16 protein-coding genes are annotated in these 18,587 nt (G+C 72.1%); 6 read left to right on the top strand and 10 right to left on the bottom strand.

The genetic code is table 11. The annotated features are described in order from the left end of the window. Nucleotides 1-97: 97 nt before the first annotated feature. Nucleotides 98-1,222: an endo-1,4-beta-xylanase gene (locus tag ACI8AF_RS26550; protein ID WP_456542781.1), complete on the bottom strand. Its 1,125-nt coding sequence runs from the start codon at nucleotides 1,220-1,222 to the stop codon at nucleotides 98-100. Between the two features lie 212 nt (nucleotides 1,223-1,434). Between ACI8AF_RS26550 and ACI8AF_RS26545 the strand changes: the two genes are divergently transcribed. Then, complete coding sequence (locus tag ACI8AF_RS26545) at nucleotides 1,435-2,445, top strand: LacI family DNA-binding transcriptional regulator (RefSeq protein ID WP_456542780.1); 1,011 nt, start codon at nucleotides 1,435-1,437, stop codon at nucleotides 2,443-2,445. Nucleotides 2,446-2,492: 47 nt separating this feature from the next. Here ACI8AF_RS26545 and ACI8AF_RS26540 read toward each other — a convergent pair whose 3' ends face one another. From ACI8AF_RS26540 to ACI8AF_RS26530, 3 genes are all read right to left on the bottom strand, one after another. Then, nucleotides 2,493-3,497 (bottom strand): acetylxylan esterase, encoded by a 1,005-nt coding sequence (locus ACI8AF_RS26540; protein WP_456542779.1) that lies wholly within the window; start codon nucleotides 3,495-3,497, stop codon nucleotides 2,493-2,495. Next, on the bottom strand, nucleotides 3,497-5,860 hold the full coding sequence (locus tag ACI8AF_RS26535) for a beta-xylosidase/alpha-l-arabinosidase (protein WP_456542778.1): 2,364 nt from the start codon (nucleotides 5,858-5,860) through the stop codon (nucleotides 3,497-3,499). Before ACI8AF_RS26535 ends, ACI8AF_RS26540 begins: the two co-directional genes overlap by 1 nt. A 73-nt stretch (nucleotides 5,861-5,933) precedes the next feature. After that, nucleotides 5,934-7,205, bottom strand: coding sequence for an endo-1,4-beta-xylanase (locus tag ACI8AF_RS26530; protein WP_456542777.1), 1,272 nt, complete (start codon nucleotides 7,203-7,205; stop codon nucleotides 5,934-5,936). A gap of 138 nt (nucleotides 7,206-7,343) precedes the next feature. Here ACI8AF_RS26530 and ACI8AF_RS26525 point away from each other — a divergent pair, with 138 nt between their 5' ends. The 5 genes from ACI8AF_RS26525 to ACI8AF_RS26505 all read left to right on the top strand — a co-directional run bounded on the left by ACI8AF_RS26525 (nucleotide 7,344) and on the right by ACI8AF_RS26505 (nucleotide 13,907). Beyond that, nucleotides 7,344-8,600 (top strand): extracellular solute-binding protein, encoded by a 1,257-nt coding sequence (locus tag ACI8AF_RS26525; protein WP_456542776.1) that lies wholly within the window; start codon nucleotides 7,344-7,346, stop codon nucleotides 8,598-8,600. Between the two features lie 79 nt (nucleotides 8,601-8,679). Next, nucleotides 8,680-9,585 carry a carbohydrate ABC transporter permease gene (locus ACI8AF_RS26520; RefSeq protein WP_456542775.1) on the top strand — a complete coding sequence of 302 codons (906 nt, stop codon included), beginning with the start codon at nucleotides 8,680-8,682 and terminating at the stop codon, nucleotides 9,583-9,585. A 31-nt stretch (nucleotides 9,586-9,616) separates the two neighbouring features. Further along, entirely contained in the window at nucleotides 9,617-10,456 is an 840-nt protein-coding gene (locus tag ACI8AF_RS26515; protein WP_456542774.1) for a carbohydrate ABC transporter permease, read from the top strand. A 201-nt stretch (nucleotides 10,457-10,657) separates the two neighbouring features. Further along, entirely contained in the window at nucleotides 10,658-11,737 is a 1,080-nt protein-coding gene (locus ACI8AF_RS26510; protein ID WP_456542783.1) for a LacI family DNA-binding transcriptional regulator, read from the top strand. Between the two features lie 448 nt (nucleotides 11,738-12,185). Further along, nucleotides 12,186-13,907 carry an adenylate/guanylate cyclase domain-containing protein gene (locus ACI8AF_RS26505; RefSeq protein WP_456542773.1) on the top strand — a complete coding sequence of 574 codons (1,722 nt, stop codon included), beginning with the start codon at nucleotides 12,186-12,188 and terminating at the stop codon, nucleotides 13,905-13,907. Between the two features lie 502 nt (nucleotides 13,908-14,409). Here the strand turns inward: ACI8AF_RS26505 and ACI8AF_RS26500 are convergent. The 6 genes from ACI8AF_RS26500 to ACI8AF_RS26475 form a co-directional block, all read right to left on the bottom strand. Then, nucleotides 14,410-15,270 (bottom strand): ABC transporter permease subunit, encoded by an 861-nt coding sequence (locus ACI8AF_RS26500; RefSeq protein ID WP_456542772.1) that lies wholly within the window; start codon nucleotides 15,268-15,270, stop codon nucleotides 14,410-14,412. Further along, nucleotides 15,267-16,223, bottom strand: a complete 957-nt coding sequence (locus tag ACI8AF_RS26495) for an ABC transporter ATP-binding protein (protein ID WP_456542771.1) — start codon at nucleotides 16,221-16,223, stop codon at nucleotides 15,267-15,269. Before ACI8AF_RS26495 ends, ACI8AF_RS26500 begins: the two co-directional genes overlap by 4 nt. Next, the gene (locus ACI8AF_RS26490; protein WP_456542770.1) at nucleotides 16,220-17,245 is read right to left on the bottom strand and encodes an NAD(P)-dependent alcohol dehydrogenase; all 1,026 of its coding nucleotides are present in this window, start codon (nucleotides 17,243-17,245) and stop codon (nucleotides 16,220-16,222) included. Before ACI8AF_RS26490 ends, ACI8AF_RS26495 begins: the two co-directional genes overlap by 4 nt. Further along, complete coding sequence (locus tag ACI8AF_RS26485; RefSeq protein ID WP_456542769.1) at nucleotides 17,242-17,994, bottom strand: DUF4386 domain-containing protein; 753 nt, start codon at nucleotides 17,992-17,994, stop codon at nucleotides 17,242-17,244. The genes ACI8AF_RS26490 and ACI8AF_RS26485 overlap by 4 nt, the downstream gene beginning before the upstream one ends. Before the next feature lie 29 nt (nucleotides 17,995-18,023). Continuing rightward, nucleotides 18,024-18,284, bottom strand: a complete 261-nt coding sequence (locus tag ACI8AF_RS26480; RefSeq protein ID WP_456542768.1) for a hypothetical protein — start codon at nucleotides 18,282-18,284, stop codon at nucleotides 18,024-18,026. A 171-nt stretch (nucleotides 18,285-18,455) separates the two neighbouring features. Further along, nucleotides 18,456-18,587 (bottom strand): integrase core domain-containing protein (locus ACI8AF_RS26475; protein WP_456542782.1); only part of this gene is annotated, 132 nt, incomplete at its 5' end.

The following is an 18,587-nucleotide window of genomic DNA, read 5'->3' as shown; positions in this document are numbered from 1 at the left end:
CCCCCCCCCCCCGGCGTGTTATAAAGCGGTGCAAGGGGGGCGCGCCCCCGCCCCCCGGGGGGCCCCCCCCGGGACGGTGTGCACGACCGCGAGGTGATCAGACGGCCGCGCGCAGGACCTCCCGCACCGCCTCGTACTGCGGCTTGGGGTTGGAGTGCATGTCGAACAGGAGGCCGGCGCCCTGGCCGGTGAACCAGCCGGGGATCCAGGAGTTCGCGTCGGAGACGCCCCACACCGTGAACGAGTTGCAGGCCTCCACGGCGAGGCAGTCCTCGAGCGCCTGCGCCCACCACTCGACCTGCTGGGCCGCCTCGGCCGGGTCGGCCGGGGTGTTGGTGTAGGTGCCGTTCGGCTTCTGGGTCACGTAGGTGCGGATGTCCACCTCGGTGAGCGCCACCTCGAGGCCGAGGTCGGCGAAGCGCTGCAGGTTGTTCCGCAGGTCCGGGTAGCCGTACTGGGTGTCCAGGTGACCCTGGAACCCGACGCCGTGGATCGGCACGCCGTCGGCAAGCAGCTCCTGCATGAACGCGTACGCGGAGTTGCTCTTGGGGCCGGTGAACTCGAGGTTGTAGTCGTTGTAGAAGAGCAGCGCCTCCGGATCGGCCTCGTGCGCCCAGCGGAACACGTCGGCGACGTACTGCTCGCCGGGCAGACCGAGCTCCTCGTAGGCCTGGTACCAGATCGTCTCGCGGAAGCTGCCGGCTGCGTCGTCGTCGAAGATCTCGTTGACGACGTCCCACTGCTGGATGTCGCCGGCGAAGTGGGCGGCGACCGTCCGGACGTGGTTCTCGAGGATCGCGCGCAGCTCCTCGGCGCTGTAGTCGCCGGTCGTGAGCCAGGCCGGCAGCTGGTTGTGCCACACGAGCGTGTGCCCGCGCACGACCTGGCCGTTGGCCTCGGCGTTGGCGATGAGCGCGTCCGCCGCCGCCCAGTCGTACACGCCGGGCGCCGGGTTCAGGGCCTCCCACTTCATGACGTTCTCGGCCGTCACGCTGGAGTACTGGGTGTTGACGATGTTGCGGTACTTGCCGTTGTCCGCCAGCAGGTCCGTGTTGACGGCGACGCCGAACTCGATGCCGGCCTCCTCGGCGAGGCTCCGCAGGGTCTCCTGGCCGATGGCGGCCGAGTGCTGAGAAGCGTTGGGGGCGGCGGGCGGGGCGGGGGCAGCGAGGGCCGCGGTGGGGACGGCCATCAGGGTCACCAGCGACAGGGCGCCGGTCATCAGGGGGCGAGACGCGCGCAAAGAAGCTCCTCGGGATGGTGATTTCCGACCGCCCACGAACTTCCGGAAACTTCCGGTAGGCGGTGCAGCGAGGCTATGCAGTGACCTGCGCCACGGTCAAGTCCGCGCGGGTACGTCGGCCGGAGGTCGTGGTACGGCGCCGCACGCGGGCGGGCGGCATAGGCTCGGACGGCCCACGAGGAGGGAGCCCGGTGTCCGACACCCAGCAGCGCACGGTCACCATCGCCGCCATCGCCGCCGAGGCCGGCGTCTCCGTGCCGACCGTCAGCCGGGTGCTCAACGGGCGGGCCGACGTGGCCGCGCACACCCGGGAGCGGGTGGAGCAGTTGCTGCGGCAGCACGGCTACCAGCGCCGGGGCAGCCGGCCCCGGGCCCAGCTCCTCGACCTCGTGTTCAACGACCTGGACAGCCCCTGGGCGGTGGAGATCATCCGGGGTGTCGAGGAGGCGGCCCACGCGGAAGGTGTGGGCACGGTGGTCTCGGCGATCCACCGGCGCGCCAGCGACACCCGTGAGTGGCTGGACAACGTCTCGGCGCGGGCCAGCGACGGCGCGGTGCTGGTGACGACGGACCTCGATCCGGCGCTGCACGCGGAGCTGAAGAGCCTGCACGTGCCCGCCGTGGTGATCGACCCGGCCGGTGTGCCGAGCCTCGACGTGCCGACGATCGGCGTGACCAACTGGGCCGGTGGGGTGAGCGCGACCGAACACCTGACAGGGCTCGGCCACCGTCGGATCGGCTTCGTCGCGGGGCCCCCGACGCTGTGGTGCAGCAGGGCGCGTCTCGACGGGTACCGCGCCGGCCTGCAGGCGGCCGGGCTCCCCTTCGACCCGGACCTCGTGGCGGAGGGGGACTTCGGTTTCGAGTCCGGGTTCCGCGGGGCGACGGGGATGCTGGGGCTCGCCGAGCCCCCCACCGCGGTCTTCGCCGCCAACGACCACATGGCGCTGGGCGTGTACGAGGCCCTGCGGCGCACCGGGCGCCGGGTGCCCGAGGACGTCAGCGTCGTCGGCTTCGACGACCTCCCGGAGACCCGGTGGGCGTCACCGCCCATGACGACCGTCCGCCAGCCCCTGGCGGAGATGGGCGCGCTGGCCGCCCGCACGGTCCTGCGCCTGGTGCGCGGCGAGTCGGTGGTCGGCCCCCGTGTGGAGCTGGCCACCGAGCTGGTCGTCCGGGACAGCACCGCCGCTCCGCGCTGACCGCCTCGGCGGCCCACCGCACCGGGGAACCCGTCAGCTCGCACCGGTCACGGCGACGGGGCGTGCCGGGCGGCGGGCGCCTGGAGCCGGCTGCGCAGCCAGGCCAGTTGCTCGCGCTGCTGCAGGGCCTCTCCGCCCTCGTGGTCGTTGAAGGGGTAGATCCGGAGCTCCTTGGGCCCTCCGTACGCGTGGTACGCCGCGAACACGGTCGACGGCGGGCAGGTCGCATCCATGAGGGCGACGGAGAACAGCGCCGGGGCCGACGAGCTGCGGCTCAGGACCGCGCCGTCGAAGTAGCTCAGCGTCCGGAACACCTGGTCCACGCGGTCGCGGTGGGCCTTGAGATACCGCACGATCTCGCCGTACGGGTCACCCGGAGCGATGCGGGTGGCCCGCGGGAAGTCGCAGAGGAACGGCACGTCGGGCATGACCGCCCGCAGCCCGCGTGCGAGCGCCGAGACGGCCAGCGCGATGCCGCCGCCCTGACTGATGCCGGTCACCGCGATCCGGTCGCCGTCGACCTCCGGGTGGGCTCGGAGGACGTCCACGGCCCGCACGGCGTCGGTGTAGACGCGGCGGTAGTAGTAGTCCTGCGGGGACAGCACGCCGCGGGTCATGAATCCTGGCTGTGCGGCGGCGGACCCGACAGGGTCGCCGGTGTCCCCGACGGTCCAGCCGCTGCCCTGCCCGCGGGTGTCCACCACGAGGTGGGCGAACCCCCCCAACGCCCAGAAGACGTGCTCGTGCGGCAGCCCTCGCCCCCCGTTGTAGCCCTGGTACTGGACGACCGCGGGCAACCGGCCGTCCCCTCGCAGAGCCCGGGCAGGCAGGTGCAGCCAGGCGCGGACCTCGTGGCCACCGAAGCCGGCGAAGGACACGTCATGGCTCTCGACCGCCACCAGGCCCGAGTCGGCGGGTGCGCAGGACGCGTCGAGCGGCCACGTGCCCGCCTCCTCCAGGGTGGCCTCCCAGAACTCGCGGAGGTCTTCCGGCGCCGGGAGGTCGGGGGCGTAGCGCTGGAGCTCGTCGAGCGAGAGGTCGATCTGCGGCATCAGCCGTCGATCTCCGCAGCTCCGTCCGCCGTCCGGTGCTGGACGACGCTCTCGGGGTGCAGCACGCGCTCGAACCCGACCGTGCGACGGCTGCCCGTGAGCGTGAACCGCAGCACGTCCCGCACATCGGCGCTGGAGGCACCCACCCGCAGCTCCACCTCCCCCGGGTCGACGACCCGCGTGCCGTCCCGGCCGGTGAAGGAGGTGAGGTCGGCGTGCAGGGTGAACCGGACGGCGGCGGTGGACCGGGCGGCCAGGTCGACCCGCCGGGCGGCGACGAGCGCCTGCACCGGGCGGACCACCTCGGCGACGGGATCGTGCAGGTAGACCTGCACGACCTCGCTGACCTCCCGGTCGGTGTCGTTGCGGAGCTCGACCTCCAGCTCGGCGGTCCCGTCGGTGGCCCACTCGGCTCCGCTGAGCGCCCGCACCCCGGCCCAGGTCGCAGACCCGTATCCCAGGCCGTGCCCGAAGGGGAACAGCGGGGTCGGGTCCACGGTGCTCACGTCGGTGCGGCCGCCCAGGGGCGCAGCGAGATAGGTCCCCGGCTGGCTGCTCCCCGCGCGCGGGAAGCTCACCGGCAGCCGGCCCGAAGGGTTCACCCGCCCGCTCAGGACGTCCGCCAGCGCGGGAGCACCCTCCTCGCCGGGGAAGAACCCGCACACCACCGCGGCGAGCCGGTCGACCTGGCGCGACAGCTCGTAGGGGCGGCCGACGAGCAGGACGAGCACGACGGGCGTTCCCGTTGCGAGCAGGGCCTCGAGCAGCTCCTCCTGTCGGCCGGGGAGCCGCAGGTCCACGGCGTCGCAACCCTCGCCCGACGTGCCGTTGCCGAACAGCCCGGCCTGGTCGCCGAGGACGGCGACGCACACGTCGGCGTCGGCTGCGGCCCGCGCGGCGGCCTCGATGCCCTCGTCGTCGCCGCCGAGCACCGGGCACCCCTCGGCGAACACGACGCCGTACCCCGCCGGGTCCGACCTCAGCGCGTCGGTGAGGGTCGGGATGCGGACACCCACGGGCACGTCGGGGTGGTGGACGCCGACGTGCATCGGGAACGAGTAGCAGCCGAGCATCGCCTGCGCGGTGTCGGCACGTGGGCCCACGACCGCCAGGCGCAGCCCAGGCCGCAGCGGCAGGGTCCCGTCGTTGGAGAGCAGGACGACCGAGCGGCGGGCGAGCTCCCCGGCGACGGCCCGGGACTCCTCGGAGTCCAGGGTCACCGCGCCGTCGAGGACCGCCGGTGAGTCCGGCGACCAGTCGGGGTCCAGCAGGCCGAGGTCGCACTTCTGCAGCAGCACCCGGCGGAGCGCGCGGTCCACCAGTCCCTCGGCGAGAGCGCCGGTCCGCACCGCCTCCACCAGGGGCTCGCCGTAGCAGCTCACCGTCGGCAGCTCCACGTCGATACCCGCCTCCAGGGCACGGGCGGCCGCGTCCGCCGGCGAGGCGGCGACGCCGTGCAGCGTCTGGAGGAAGGCGATCGAGAAGTAGTCGGCGACGACGGTGCCGGTGAACCCGTAGGTCCCGCGCAGCAGTGACGTGAGGAGCGCCGGGTCGCCCGCCGACGGCACCCCGTCGATGTCGGTGTAGGCGTTCATCACCGATCGCGCGCCGGCCCGCAGCGCCATCTCGAACGGCGGGAGGAGCACGTCTGCGATCTCCCGGGGGGAGGCGGAGACCGGGGCGAGGTTGCGCCCCGCTCGAGAGGCGGAGTACCCGACGAAGTGCTTGAGGGTCGACACGACGCCGCTCGACTCCAGGCCGCGCACGTACGCGCTGCCGATCGTGCCGACCAGGTGCGGGTCCTCGCCCATGGTCTCCTCGACGCGTCCCCAGCGCAGGTCGCGGACGACGTCGAGGACCGGGGCGAGCCCCTGGTGGACACCGAGCCGGCGCATGCCCTCACCGATGAGCCGACCCATCCGCTCCACGAGGTCCGGGTCGAAGCCGGCCGCCCAGCACAGCGGTGAGGGGAAGACGGTCGCCGTCCACGCCGCGAGCCCCGTGAGGCACTCCTCGTGCACCAGCGCGGGGATCCCGAAGCGGCCGGCCGCCACGATGTGCCGCTGGCTCTCCGCCAGACCCTTGGCCCCGACGAGCGGGTCCACCGGCGCCGTCCCGAACGGCCGGGTCAGCTGCCCGAGCCCACTGCGGATCAGCTCGTCCCAGTCCACCGGCGCCGCGGCCATCTCGTGCTGGTGGGGGGCGACCTCGCCCTCGGTCGCATCGAAGCCCACCCAGACGCCGTACAGCTGGGCGATCTTCTCCTCCAGGGTCATGCGGCTGATGAGGTCCGCGACCCGGTCCTCGGTGGGGACCCGCGGATCGCGCCAGGGCGCTGGGTCGGTGTCGGCGTTGGTGACCATGCCCTCGGTAATCCGTCCTGTCTGTTGTCGTGGGTTCGATCGGCCGGGGGCCTGTCCTGCTCCGGTCCGGCGGTCAGGCGAGGGTGACCTCCTGCTGCGGCGCGTCATGCCGCAGCGTCCAGGTCCCGGAGTCCTCCCCCACCGACACCGCGTAGTCACCAGCCCATCCACGGACGGTGACCCGGCCTTCGCCGTCGGTCCGCAGACGGGTGGGTGACAGCCACCAGTCCCCCTTGATCAGGCTCCGGAGGGCGTCGTAGGCCGGCTTGGGAGTGCCGTCGGCGCGCACCAGTCCGGCAGGGGCGCCGAGCCAGGCCCCTCGGTCGGTGATCCCCCAGTAGGTCACTGCCTCGACCGCCGGGTGGGACAGCAGCGTCCGGTAGTGGCGGACGATGTCGTCGGCCTGCCGCTCCTCCCCCGCCGGCGTGGAGGGCCACTGCGGGACCTGGTGGTCGTTCAGGTCCACGATCTCCGGCGGCATCAGGTCCCCGGACACGAGGGTCGTCTCGGTCCAGTGCAGAGGGAGGCCGTAGCGGGAGAACCGCTCCAGGACCTCCAGCGTCCGCTCCTCGCCCCAGTAGCCCTGGTGCATGTGGCTCTGCAGGCCGATCGCGTCGATCCGCACCCCGGCCTCCAGGACGCCCTCGATGAGGCACTCGTACGCCGTCGACAGGTTGAAGTCGTTCAGGACCAGGGTCGTCGCCGGGTTCGCCGCGCGTGCTTCCTCGAAGGCCAGCCGGATCGTCGGGATGCGACCGATGCGGCGGCACAGGCGGGTGATCGCGTTCTGCCGGTCCTCGTTCGCGAAGACCGGCATGATCACGACCTCGTTGATCGCGTCCCAGGTGTCGACCAGCCCCGCGAAGGTCGTGACCTCCCGCCGGATCCTCGCCCGCACGATCCTCTCGGCGTCCTCGTCGGAGCACTCCCTCAACCAGTCCGGGGTGAGGGTGTGCCAGACCAGCGGGTGCCCCTTGAGCGCCACCCCCCGGTCGCGGAACCACCTGGCCGCGCTCTGCAGTCGGCGGGTGTCGGGCTGCCCCTCCACCGGTTCGAAGCCCGCCCAGTAGAACGGGAGGGTCGCGGTGTTGAAGAGGTCGAGCCACAGGTCCTCGAGCCGCTCGGCCGCCTCGGGGTCGGCCCCGCCGAAGACGTTCTCGCGGGCCCCGCCGTGCTCCCCGTTGGCCAGGCCGACGAAGTCGAAGCCGATGTTCCCGAAGGCGAAGTCGTGCCGGACCTGCTGGACCAGCACCTCCGTGTCACGACATGGCGATCCATCGGCGTGCCGCACCGTCAGCGCCACTTCCGCCCGGCGCACCGCGTCGACGTCGACTGGGGGGGTCATGGCTGGAAATCGTTATCGACAACGATTGACACCGCAAGTCCCGAGCTGACATCTTCGCCGGTGTGTTCCACGCCACGGCGGCGTGCGGCGAGACGAAGGGGTCAGAACATGCGGCGTTCGAGGCGAGCTGCGCTCGCGGTGCTGTGCAGCAGCGCCGTCCTGCTGGGTGCCACGGCATGCGGGGGTGACGGCGGCTCAGGAGATGACGCCAACACCATCACGTGGTGGCACAACTCGAACAACGAGCCCGGGAGGGGCTTCTACGAGCAGGTGGCCAGGGACTTCGAGGCGGCCAACCCCGGGGTGAACGTCGAGGTCACCGCGATGGCGCACGAGGACATGGTCGACAAGCTGGAGGCCGCCTTCCAGAGCGGCGACGTGCCGGACGTCTTCATGGAGCGCGGCGGCGGTGAGCTCGCCGACCGCGTGGAGGCCGGCGTGGTCCGCGATCTGTCGGAGGACGCCGCGGAGGAGATCGAGAGCCTCGGGGTCGACCTGTCCGGATGGCAGGTCGACGGCCAGACCTACGCGTTGCCGTTCTCCGTCGGCGTCGTCGGGTTCTGGTACAACGAGGACCTCTTCGCACAGGCGGGGATCCAGACGCCACCGACCACGATGGAGGAGCTGTACTCCGCCGTCGAGACGCTGAAGAGCGCCGGCATCGTGCCCATCTCGGTCGGCGCGGGCGACAAGTGGCCCGCCGCCCACTACTGGTACTACACGGCGCTGCGGTCCTGCTCCCAGGACGTCCTCGAGGACGCGGTGACCAGCCTCGACTTCTCCGACCCGTGCTTCGTGCAGGCCGGCGAGGAGGTCGAGAACCTGCTGGCCACCGAGCCCTTCAACCCCGGCTTCCTCACCACGCCGGCGCAGGAGGGGGCTGCATCCGCCTCCGGCCTGCTCGCGACGGGGCAGGTCGCGATGGAGCTGGCCGGTCACTGGGAGCCGGGTGTGATGCAGGGACTCACCGAGAACGGCGAGGGCCTTGGTGACAAGACCGGCTGGTTCCCGTTCCCGGCGGTCGAGGACGGCGCCGGCGACCCGACCGCCCAGCTCGGTGGTGGTGACGCCTGGGCCGTCTCGGAGGGCGCACCCGACGCGGCGGTCGACCTGGTCAAGTACCTGCTCTCCGACGAGGTGCAGCAGGGCTTCGCGGAGAACGACATGGGGCTCCCGACGAACACCACCGCCACTGGCTCCGTGTCCGACCCGGCGCTCGCCCAGCTGATCGAGGTCCGCGACGCAGCACCGTTCATCCAGCTCTACTTCGACACCGCGTTCGGGGCGTCGGTCGGCGGTGCGATGAACGACGAGGTCGCGCTGCTGTTCGCGGGCGAGGCGTCGCCGCAGGACGTCGTGGACGCCACCCAGCAGGCAGCCGATCAGGAGGGGTGACCCCGCGATGACCTCCCAGGGGACCGTGACAGCGGCGGACCCCGGTGCAGCGGTCACCCGGCGCGCATCCGCGCGCCGGGTGACCGGCCGCCCCGGTGGCGGGAAGGGCCGGCAGCGCCTCGAGATCCTCTTCTTCGTGGCGCCGGCCCTGGTGCTGATGGGGCTGTTCGTCGTCTACCCGGTGTTCTCGGCGGCCCGGATGTCGTTCTTCCGCTGGAAGGGCTTCGGCCCCATGGTCGACTTCGTCGGGCTGCAGAACTACATCAGCGTGCTGAGCGACGAGGTCTTCACCGACGCGGTCGGGCACAACTTCCTGATCGTCTTCGCGTCGATCCTCGTGCAGCTGCCACTGGGTCTGGCGCTCGCGCTGCTGCTCAACCGCCGCATCAGGGCGCGCGGGCTGCTGCGGACGATCATCTTCGTCCCGTACGTGCTGGCCGAGGTGATCGCCGGCGTCGTGTGGTTCCAGCTGCTGCAGCCGGGCACCGGTGTCATCGAGACCCTGCTGTCGTCGGTGGGTATCCCGACCCCCGAGCAGGGGTTCCTCGGCACACCCGACCTCGCACTGACGACCGTCTTCGTCGTGCTCACGTGGAAGTACCTCGGCTTGGCGGTGCTGCTCTTCCTCGCCGGTCTGCAGGGCGTTCCCGACGAGCTCCACGAGGCGGCGCAGCTCGACGGCGCCGGGTGGTGGCAGATCCAGCGCCGCATCTCGATCCCGCTGCTCGCGCCGACGATCCGGACCTGGTGCTTCCTGTCCATGATCGGTGCGCTGCAGCTCTTCGACATGGTGTGGATCCTCACCGGTGGGGGGCCGGCGAACGCGACGACCACGATGGCGACGTACCTGGTCAGCCAGGGCACGCAGCGCGCCAACTACGGGATCGCCGGCGCCGCGTCGGTCGTGCTGTTCCTGATCGGTTTCGTGATGGCAGTCGCCTACCAGTTCCTGGTGCTGCGCCGGGACACGAAGGGCGACGCATGATCCTCGAACCTGCACCCCGGAGGAGGACGCTGTGAGAGCGCGACGGTCGGCGGCGTACGGGCGGGGTGGCCCGTTCGTCTACCTGGTGGCCCTGGCGGTCGTGGCGGTCACGCTCGGCCCGGTGCTCTACGGCGCGCTCGGTGGCTTCCGCACCAACGAGCAGCTGGCGCGCGATCCCGCGGCGCTTCCCGACCCGTGGACGCTGCGCAACTACGCGGCCGTCTTCACGAACTCCGACTTCTGGGTCTACGCCTTCAACTCGACGGCGATCGCCCTCCTCACGACGGCGGTGGCCGTGCTCGCCGGGGTGATGGCCGCGTACCCGCTGGCGCGCTACCAGTTCAAGTTCCGCGAGCCGCTGTTCATGGTGTTCGTCCTGGGGCTGCTCTTCCCGGCAGCCGTGGCGATCATCCCGCTGTTCATCCTGGTGACGCGCGACCTGCAGCTCGGCAACACCTGGTGGGGCGTCGCGCTACCGCAGGCGGCGTTCGCGCTGCCGACCACGGTCGTGATCCTGCGGCCCTTCCTCATGGCGCTGCCCAAGGAGCTCGAGGAGGCGGCCCTGATCGACGGAGCCTCCCGGATCGGCATCTTCTGGAGGATCGCGGTCCCCCTGTCGATGCCTGGACTCGTCACCGTGGGCGTCCTCGCCTTCGTCGCATCCTGGAACGCCTACCTGCTCCCCCTGCTCCTGCTGCAGGGCGAGATGCGCACCCTGCCGCTGGGGGTGGCGGACTACTCGACCGAGCACTCGGCCGACACCGCCGGCGTGCTGGCCTTCACGACCATCGCCATGATCCCCGCGCTCCTGCTCTTCCTGGCGATGCAGCGGCGCATCGTCAACGGGCTCCAGGGGGCGGTCAAGGGCTGAGCCCGGCGCGCACCTCGAGCGGCCGTGGTGGGTCGGGGCTCCAGTTCCCGCCCGCCGTCGCCGATGTTCTCGACAGTGGAGCCGGCAGTCCGCAAAGGTCGTGGGTGGTGGTGCGGTCTGCCCTCTCCGCGATCGACGAGCACGCATGGCGGTCAGGCCTGGCAACCTGGCAGTCGGGGACCGACCGAGAAGAGGTTGATCATGGAACTCGACACATCCCTGGACGACGTCGTCGGCCCAGGCCTGTTCGTCGGCCCGGGTCACGGGACTTCCAGCAGCCGGGTCACGATGCAGCAGGTGGCGGCGGAAGCCGGCGTCTCGATCTCCACCGTGTCGAAGGTCATCAACGGGCGGTACGGCGTGTCCGCGGAGACCGTCGAGCACGTCACGCGGGTCATCAACCGGCTCGGCTACGAGGCGAGCCTCGTCGCGCGCAGCCTCCGGAACCGCCGCACCAACGTCGTGGGCGTGCTGGTCATGGACTTCGAGCCCTTCAGCACCGAGGTCCTGAAGGGCGTCGCCGACGCCGTCCACGGCTCCGGCTACGAGCTGATCGCCTACTCCGCCGGTGGTCACCCGGAGGAGCACGTGGGTTGGGAGCGGCGATCCCTGACCCGACTGATGGCCACCCTCGTCGACGGGGCCGTCCTCGTCACCCCGACCGTGACGGACGTGCATGCCGACGGACCGGTGGTGGCGGTCGATCCGCACACCGGTCCGTCCCGGCTGCCCTCCGTGGCTGCGGACAACCTGCAGGGCGCTCGGCTGGGCGTGGAGCACCTCCTCGGGTTGGGGCACACCCGGATCGGCATGATCACGGGGCGGTCGGACCTGCTGTCCGCGCAGCAGAGGGAGCAGGGCTACCGCGAGGCGCTCGACACCGCGGGACTGAGCGTGGACGAGTCGTTGGTGCGGTCCGGCGGCTTCGAACCGGAACGCGCCCGAGAGGCGGCTCGCGAACTGCTCTCGCTCTCCCAGCCGCCGACCGCCGTCTTCGCGGCGAACGATCTCTCGGCGCTGATGACGATGGAAGCCGCGGCGGAGCTCGGTATGGACGTGCCGCGTCAGCTCTCCGTGGTGGGTTTCGACAACATCCCGGAGTCCGCGCTCGCCGATCCCCCGCTCACCACGGTGCAGCAGCCGATCCGGAGGATGGGTCAGGAGGCTGCGCGCATGCTCCTGGCGCTCATCTCCGGCGAAGAGGTCGCCGATCTCCACCGCACCCTAGCCACCTCCCTCGTGCGCCGGGCGTCCACCGCCGCTCCGCAGCAGGTGTCCTGATCCAGCCGATCACGGGCCGGCGCCCCTGACGGCCGGGGGCGGCGGACCGCACCCGCACAGGCGGCCACCAACGAGAGCGGACCGGTGAACCGACTCGTGCGCCGCGGCCCCGGGTGCCTCCGAGGGGCGGCCTCGAGGACAGCAGAACGGAGTGCGCTGAGGCGGGGTTCCGCCGCGGAGGACCCCGCCTCAGCGCACTCCGTCGCCGCATGGGACGAGCCCCTGGAGCGTTGGACACCCCAGTCCCGTTCTGCGGCCGAGAACGGGACCTGAGCCCGCGCCGCCGGGGAACGCCCGGTGCCACCATGTCCGGGTGGCCGAGGCCACGGGGCGCCCGGCGCCCCGCCGACGAGTCCTCGCCGCGACGGCGGGGATCGTCGCGGTGGCCGTCGGTCAGGTCTGGCTCGGCGTCGCGCTGTTCGACGGCCCACCTCCGGTGCCGCTCCTCATGGGTTTCATCGGCGGGCTGGTGTTCGCCGCCGCCGGTGCCGTCGTCTGGTGGCTGCGGCCGGACAGCCGGACCGGGCCGTGGATGCTGGCCTTCGCGGTCCTGCAACTACTTCGGCAGGTCCAGATACCCGCTGACTCATCTGCTGCAGGGCTGGTTGCGCTGCTCCGCATACCGGTGATCTTCATCGGCCCGGTGCTGCTCACGCCCCTGCTGCTGGGTTTCCCGTCCGGCCGGCTGTCCGGCCGGAGGGAGCAGCTCTTGTTCCGTGGCGGGTTGGTGCTCGCTGTGCTCGGCACCGTCGTCGTCGCCTTGACCCAGACACCCGTGCCCTGGCTCTGCGGGAACGGCTGCCCACGCAGTCCGGTCTCGCTCGTCGACAGCATCCCGCTGTACCTGGGGGTGCACGCCACGCTGCGGCTCACGTTCACCGGCTTGGCGATGACCGTATTGGTGCTGCTGATCCGGCAGGCGCGCCGGTGGACCCGGCGGCAGCGGCGGAGCCGAAGCTTCATGCTGGTCGCCGGCTGCCTGGCGATCGTCGGCTACGTGGCCAATCAGGTGATGGTCGTGGCCGCCTATCCCCGATGGATCGGGATGGAGGTCATCTGGCCGGTCGAGCATGCCGCGCTGTGGTCGGTGGTGCTGGCGTTGCCTGTGGCGGTCGTGTTCGGGATCGTGCGGGAGCGGCTGGCGTTCAGCTCGGTCGGGGAACTGCTGGTGCTGCTCGAGCGGACGCCGGCCGAGCGCATCGAGCCGGCGCTGGCCCACGCGTTGCGCGATCCCGGGCTGCGCCTGGCTTTTCCGACCCCGCAGGGACTGGTCGACAGTGACGGAGCTCGGGTGGAGCCGCCGCCGGAGGGCGGGCAGACCCCGCTGGGCGATCCGCCGGTCGCTGTGGTGCTGCACGACCCCTCGGTGGCCGAGCACCGGCCGTTGCTGGCCGCGGTGGCGTCAGCAGCCCGACTGGCGCTCGAGAACGCGCGGCTGCAGGCGGACGTCGCTGCGCGGCGCGGAGAGGCAGAGGAGTCCGCGGCGGAGCTGCTGCGTGCCCGCGACGAGAGCCGCACCCTGGCCCGGCTCGTCCCCGGTGGCCTCGCCGAGCGGCTGCGCGCGGACCCGGACGCCCTGACCCAACCCGAGCGGCTCATCGTCACGGTGCTGATGTCGGACGTCCGCGGCTACAGCGCCATCGCTGAGACGACCCCGCCCGACGTGCTGGCCAGGCAGCTGGACGCGCACCGCAAGGCGATGAACGGCATCGTCCTCGCCGAGGGTGGAACCGTCCTGCAGTACGTCGGGGACGCGGTGATGGCGGTGTTCGGGGCACCGCTGCCGTTGGCGGCGCACGAGGAGCACGCGCTGCGCGCCGCCGCTGGGATGCACCGGGCGCAGCGGCGCCTCGACGCGGAATGGGCCGCTCGCGGCCTGCCTCCGTTCGGGCTGGGCATCGGCGTCTGCACCGGCGAGGTCGCCGCGGGTCTGCTCGGCAGCGCCGAGCGCGTCGAGTACACCGTCGTGGGCGACACCGTGAACCTGGCTGCCCGCCTCGTCGACCTCGCGCGACCCGCCGGCGTCACCGTCGCAGCCGCCAGCACGGTTGCGGCAGCCGGGGGCGGTTGGCCGGTCGAGGCGCTGCCGCCCACCGGGGTCAAGGGCCGCATGGCGCCGGTGGCCGCCTACCGGGTGCTCGAGCCGGTCGGGAGCGCGACGTCCGGCTGAGCCGCACGGCCGGACACCCACGAGAACCGGTTCGCGATCTGGCTGGTCGACGCACACGACGCCGAGCACGTGCGCGGCCGGCGCAGGAGGGACCGGCCGGATGCCGGCGCTGCCCCGGAGGCGGCCGACCGCCTGGGCCCCGTTCTCCTCCTCGACCCCGCGTCCCCTGCGACCAGAGACGACCCAGGCCGCCCTCCCGAGGGAGAACGGCCTGGTCATCGGGGTGGAGCTGAGGGGACTCGAAACGCCTGACCCCCACGCTGCCAGGCCGTCATGATCGCGTTCAGAGAGGTTCATCGTCTTTCCGTAAGCCGCGTGAGCAGCGGAGAGATACGGCCGCGCACGGCTATGAATGCCCGCGAACACGGGCCAACTGCAACCACAACTGCAACCACCCGATGCATCCCATCGGGCCTCGGTCCTCTGGTCCGGGGCACACCGTTGTCCGCACTCCAGCGACCCGTGGAGGCCGTGGAGTGCGGACATGGGGGGCGCCAGGCGGTCAGGCGTCCCGGCGGCGGAGCACCACCGCCCCGACGACGAGCGGAACGACCGCGTAGGCGGCGATGACCAGCAATCCGGTGACCGCGCTGAGCTCCTCGCCCGCCGAGGACAGCGAGTCCTCGCCGCCGCCGAGGAACGCTCCCGATGCCGGCAGCGGCAGGTAGTCCACGATCGTCTGCACCCAGTTCAGGCTGATGAAGCTGAGCACGCCGGGCAGGAGCAGGAGCACGGTCAGCGCCACGGTGATGGCGGCGGCGCTGGAGCGCAGCAGCGTGCCCACACCGAGCGCGAACAGACCGGCGGCGACCAGGAAGTACACGGTGCCGCCGAACACCTGCCAGGTCCGTGCCTGGTCGAGGGCGGGAACGAGGTCGAGGTCGGCCAGCAGCGGCATCGTCACGACGTAGGCCAAGGCGATGCTCACCGTGGCGACCACCACTGTCAGGACGGCCAGCACGATCGCCTTCGCGGCGAGCACCGGCACGCGGGTCGGCACCGCGGCCAGCGTCGAGCGGATCATGCCGGTGGAGTACTCCCCGGTGATCAGCAGCGCGCCGAGCACGGCGGTGGTCAGCATGCCCATCTGGAAGCCGCCGGAGACCACCTCGGCGCCGGTGGCGGTCGCGGGTCCGGACGCCGTGGGCGGGTCGGCGGCCACGGCGTCGAGAGAGAAGGCCACGGCGAGGGAGATGCCGGTGATCAGGACGATGGTGGCGGCCAGCACCCACCAGGTGGAGCGCAACGACAGCAGCTTGATCCACTCTCCCCGCAGGGTTCCGGCGAAGGTGGCATGGGCCGGTACGGCGGCCTGGAAGGCAGGCCCACGCTCGGTGGCCGGTGCGGCGACGGTGGTGCTCATCGGTTCGTCCCCTTCGAGGCGGTGATGGACGGGGGCGCAGTGGTACCGGTGTCGGTGGAGCGGTACTCGACGGCGTCCTGGGTGAGGCTCATGTAGGCCTCCTCGAGGCTGGCGCTGCGCGGGCAGAGCTCGTGCAGGGCGATACCGTGGGCGCAGGCGAGGTCGCCGACGCGGGCGGCGTCGATGCCGCCGAGTTCGAGGACCCCCGCCTCCGGGTTGCTGACGACGGCGCCGTCGGCCGCCACGAGCGCGGCGAGCTCGGTCGCGTGCGGCGAGCGGACCCGCACCGCCGCCCCGGACACCGAGTCGATCACCTGCTGCACCGGGCCGGCGGCCAGGATGCGGCCGCGGCCGATGACCAGCAGCTGGTCGGCGGTCTGCGCCATCTCGCTCATCAGGTGCGAGGAGAGGAACACCGTGCGGCCCTCCTCCGCGAGGGATCGCACCAGCCGGCGCACCCACTGCACGCCTTCGGGATCCAGGCCGTTGACCGGCTCGTCCAGGATCAGCGTCCGCGGGTCGCCGAGCATCGCCGCGGCGATGCCCAGGCGCTGGCCCATGCCGAGGGAAAACCCGCCGACCCGCTTGCCCGCGACCGTGGCCAGGCCGGTCATCTCGATCACCTCGGTCACCCGGGAGGCCGGGATGTGGTGCGTGGCGGCCATGGTGCGCAGGTGGGAGCGGGCGCTGCGGCCGGGGTGCACGGCCTTGGCGTCCAGCAGCGCCCCGGCCTCGGACAGCGGGGAGCGGTGGGCGGCGTAGGGCTTGCCGTTGACCGTCACCGTGCCGGACGTCGGCCGGTCCAGGCCCATGACCATCCGCATGGTGGTGGACTTGCCGGCACCGTTCGGCCCGAGGAACCCGGTGACCGATCCGGGAGCGATGGTGAAGCTGATGCCGTCGACGGCGGTCTTGTCGCCGTAGCGCTTGGTCAGCTCGTGCGCCTCGATCATGACGATGCCTCCTCGGTCTCCTGGGCGGTGGACGACGGCGCCGGCTCTTCGCCGGGAAGGCGAAGGACGACGTTGCCGCGCTTGCGGCCGGTGTCGACGTAGCGGTGCGCCTCGGCGATGGCGGCGAGGTCGTAGGTCCGATCACGAACGGGCCGGTAGGCGCCGGCCTCGGCGAGGCCGACGAGGAACGCCAGGTCCACGGCGGTGGGCCTGCCGACGTCGGCGGTCACGAGGTGGCCGGTCCGCCGGCTGCGCAGCGGTGCCCGCAGCAGCCCGGGCAGGTCGGTGATCACCAGCAGCAGCGCACCGCCCGGCTTCAGCAGGTGCCGCACCCGCTCGAACGGGGCGTTGCCGACGCAGTCGACGATCACGTCGTAGTGGGCCGGCCCGGCGGTGAAGTCCTCAGCGGTGTAGTCGATGACCCGCTCGGCGCCCAGCGACGTGACCAGCTCCCGGTTCGCGCCGCTGCAGACTCCGGTCACGTGCGCGCCGGCGTGCGCGGCCAACTGCACCGCCGCGGTGCCCACCGCGCCCGACGCCCCGTTGACCAGGACGGCCGCGCCCGGCGCCAGGTGGGCCTGCTGGAGGAAGCACCGGGCGGTGAGACCGCCGAAGACCAGCGTGACGGCGTCCTCGAAGATCATGTTCCGCGGCTTGCGGGCGATCGCGGCGGTCTGCGGCACCCGGGCGTACTCGGCATGCCCGCCGAACTGCCCGCCCGTCATCGCGATCACCTCGTCGCCGGTGCCGAACGTGGTGACGTTCGCGCCGACGTCCGCGACGACGCCGGCGACGTCGAAGCCGAGCACCGGGTGCTTCGGCCGGAACAGGCCGATCCCTGCGGCGGCCAGCAGGCCGAGCCCGCGGGGCACCTCGCGGCTGCGGGCGCGGTGGTCGGCGACGCTGACGGTGCTGGCGTGCACCCGGACGAGGACGTCGTCGGGGCCGACCGTGGGCCGCGGCACATCCGCGACGTGGACGGTGTCCGGCCCGCCGAATCGGCGGTAGACCGCGGCCCTCATCGGACGGCCTGCGCAGGCGGCAGGGCGGCGACGGCGGAGGGCCGGAAGCCGCGGACGACCAGGTAGATGCCCAGCGACAGCTCCCAGAAGAAGATCGGTGCCAGGGCGATAACCGACCACAGGGTGGCGTCGTCGTTGACGCCGTAGACCGTCGCGATCTTGGCCGTGAGGAGCAGGGGAGCTCCGATGAGGCCCATCAGCGGGATCACCCGTGGCACGAGTCCGGACCGGTACATCAGGCTGCCCAGCAGCAACGCGTTGACGGCCGCCATGAAGCCCGGACCGATTTGGAACGTGAAGTCGCGGACCGCGACGAGTGCTGCGGCGGTGGTGGTCAGAGACTCCGTGTCGGCGCTGGGCGCTCCGGCGAAGTCCTGTCGCAGCGTCACGACCGCAAGGACGCTGACGACACCGATGATGATGATCGCGCCTTCGAGCAGGCGGGAGGTGACGAAGCCGAGCGCCAGAGTCCTGTTCTGCCGCCTCACCACCGGGAACAACACGACCGCGGCGCCGACGCCGGCGATGGCGGTGACCACCTCGAGCAGGCCGCCGGTGATGACGCGCGCGTCGGACCCTGCGCCCAAGACGTAGTCCGGGTTGTCGAGGACGGGGGCAAGGAAGTAGAAGGCGGCCGGGATCGAGGCGGCGAAGGTGATGACGTACAGCAGGCCGCCGAGGAATGCGGTCTGGCGCATCGGGTCCGTCGCGGGTCGGGTCGTCGCGGCGGGAGGTGCGCTGATGCTCATGGCGGGATCCCTTCGGGTGTGGTGGCGGGTCAGGTGGTGGCGGTGCGCGGGTGCTCCGCCTCGAGCGGGGTGACCGAGAGCAGCGGCACCCCGAGGTCGCGCACCTTCTGCAGCAGGCCGTGCAGGGCGGCCTGATCGGTCACCGGGCCGCGCAGGGCGGTGGTGCCGTCGTCGGCGGTGGTGAGGGTCATCCCGTCGAACCAGGCGGCCCACCGCGGGTCGAGGCGGCCGGCCAGCCGGATCTCGTAGCGCGGCGGGTCGTCCGCCGGGCGGGTCGGGTGTGCGGTCATCGCGTGCTGCTCGCTCTCTCGTCGATGCGCGAAAGCTAGGAGCCGGCGTGGGGAGCAGGGATCACCACTTGATGTGAGCGAGGTGGTGAATCCGTCACGGGCGAACGTGGTTGGTCGGACTCCCGTCTGGGCTACCGTGCGCGGACCGCAGCAGCACGGGGACACCACCGACTAGCTGTACTGCTCGGAGACGTTGGTGCACCGGCTGATGGGCGGGAGGTTGCCCAGGGCGGTGTGGGGCCGGTGGTGGTTGTAGTGGTGCAGCCAGCCTGACAGGGCCGCTCGCCGGTTGGTCTCGGTCGT

This window comes from Blastococcus sp. SYSU D00669 (assembly GCF_054050715.1).
Note: the sequence above shows the minus strand (reverse complement) of the source record. Positions and strands in the feature narration are given on the sequence as shown.